The sequence below is a fragment of the Nocardia asiatica NBRC 100129 genome (assembly GCF_000308415.1).
Lineage (GTDB): Bacteria > Actinomycetota > Actinomycetes > Mycobacteriales > Mycobacteriaceae > Nocardia > Nocardia asiatica.
In genome coordinates, this window is record NZ_BAFS01000291.1 from 1 (window position 1) to 1790 (window position 1790).

1 protein-coding gene is annotated in these 1790 nt (G+C 67.2%); it reads left to right on the forward strand.

All coding sequences use genetic code 11. The features are described from left to right. The first annotated feature begins 187 nt into the window (after positions 1-187). Positions 188-1357, forward strand: a complete 1170-nt coding sequence (locus ON27_RS28405) for a thiolase family protein (RefSeq protein ID WP_043734299.1) — start codon at positions 188-190, stop codon at positions 1355-1357. Positions 1358-1790: the final 433 nt, after the last annotated feature.

The following is a 1790-nucleotide window of genomic DNA, read 5'->3' on the forward strand; positions in this document are numbered from 1 at the left end:
ATCGCCTTCGCGATCGAGCATTCCTCGGCCTTCCACGCGCTGAGATCGGCCAACGGTCCTTCCATCACTGCTGCCATGACGAACATCATACCCAGGCTGACTTGTCTCAACTATTGCCAGATGTACTCTAACTATGTGTTGATAGAGTCAGGCATGGCGGCCGGGCTCTCGTCCGGAAGGAAGCACCATGAGAGACGCGGTGATTGTCGAAGCGGTTCGCACCCCGATCGGCAAAGGCAAGCCGAACGGCGCACTGCACAATGTCAACGCGGTGGATCTGCTCGCCCACAGCCTGCGCAAGGTGGTGGACCGCAGCGGCATAGATCCCGCACTCATCGATGACGTGATCGGCGGCGTCGTCACCCAGTTCGGCGAGCAGGGCGCGAATATGACCAGGCGGGCCGCGCTGGCCGCCGGATATCCCGAATCCGTCCCGGCCACCACCGTCGACCGGCAGTGCGGCAGCAGCCAGCAGGCGATCCACTTCGCCGCGCAAGGCGTGATCGCGGGCGCCTATGACATCGTGGTCGCCGCGGGCGTGGAGTCGATGGGCCGGATTCCGATGGGGGCCAATCTGGTCGGCTCGGACGACATCTCCGGCGTCGGCTTCGCCGAGCGATACCCGGACGGCCTGGTGTCGCAGGGCATCAGCGCCGAGCTGATCGCGGCCAAGTGGGGCCTCACCCGCACTCGACTGGACGAGTTCGCGCTCGCCAGTCACGAAAAAGCCGCGCTCGCCACCAAGAACGGCTCGTTCGCCAGGGAGCTGGCGCCGATCAACGGACTCGCCACCGACGAGGGCATCCGGGTCGGCAGCACGCTGGAGACCTTGGGCGCGCTCCGTCCCGCCTACTACGACCCGGCCATGGCCGCCCGCTTCCCGCAGATCGGCTGGGCGATCACGGCGGCGAGCGCCAGCCAGGTCAGCGACGGCAGCGCGGCGGTGCTCATCATGACCAGCGAGCGCGCGAAGGAACTCGGCCTGCGTCCGCTGGCCCGGCTGCACAGCTTCGCGGTGGCCGGTGACGACCCGCTGCTGATGCTCACCGCGGTGATCCCCGCGACCGAGAAGGTGCTGCGGCGCGCCGGTCTACAGCTGTCCGACATCGACCTGATCGAGATCAACGAGGCATTCTCGCCGGTGGTACTGGCCTGGGCCCAGGACACCGGAGCGAATCTGGCGAAGGTCAACGTCAACGGCGGCGCGATCGCCATCGGCCACCCACTCGGCGCGTCCGGCGCACGCCTGATGACCACGCTGGTACACGCCATGCAGGACCGCGGCGCCCGCTACGGCCTGCAAACCATGTGCGAGGCAGGCGGTCTCGCCAACGCCACCATCATCGAAAGGTTGTGATCAGGCGCCCCACCGGCGCTGCGTGTTCGTCGTGGTGCCACGCGAACACGCGCGCCGGTGGCGGGCATCCCCCGCGCCCACAGCACCAGCCCTTACCGACAGCCGGGCGGAACCGAGACGAGCCACGCGCTATCGCGGCCACAAAGAAGCAAGCCGCATCCGCGATGCCCATCGCTCCACCACCCACACGCGCCCAGCACACCCCAACCACGACTTTCGAGCGTAGCGAGACCGAGCATTGCCCGTTCGCGGCCCGGCTCGCGTTTGCGCGGCCGCCGCGCAAGCGACGAAGGAGCAAGCAACGATCACCCCAACGCAAGCCACGATAAGAGAGTCACGAACACCCCACATCACAGGCCGCCAACCCCCACGAACAGCCGTGCCCGATGTCCCGACTTCAATTACCAACGCGCCCAGCGCACCTCAACCACGA

Excerpts from the sequence above, each read along its gene's own strand:
- ON27_RS28405 (WP_043734299.1), top strand. The coding sequence starts at position 188 with ATGAGAGACGCGGTGATTGTCGAAGCGGTTCGCACCCCGATCGGCAAA.